Below are 291 nucleotides of genomic sequence, written 5' to 3' on the forward strand. Positions count from 1 at the left end.
CGTCGAGGCCGTCGCCGTCGAAGCGCAGGGTCGCGGTCACCGGCAGGTAGCGGGTGTCGCGGTAGGGCGCATCGTCGGACGCGTCGCCGGCGACGGCGGTGGCGCCGCGGATCGCGCCGGTCTTGGCGCTGGCGTGCACGTACAGCTTGACCGGACGTTCGAACACCAGCGGACCGTCGACGCGCGCGTTCGGCCCGATGATGACCACCGGATCGCGCTGCTGGCGGAAGCTGATGCCGTTGGGCTTGGTGTACTTGATGCCGCCGGTGACGTGCGAGTCGACGCCGACGG

1 protein-coding gene is annotated in these 291 nt (G+C 71.5%); it reads right to left on the reverse strand.

From position 1 onward, the window contains the following. Nucleotides 1-291, reverse strand: a 291-nt coding sequence (locus HKX41_11105) for a hypothetical protein (protein ID NNC24679.1), incomplete at both ends; no start/stop codon positions are given.

It is taken from the genome of Salifodinibacter halophilus, assembly GCA_012999515.1.
Lineage (GTDB): Bacteria > Pseudomonadota > Gammaproteobacteria > Nevskiales > Salinisphaeraceae > Salifodinibacter > Salifodinibacter halophilus.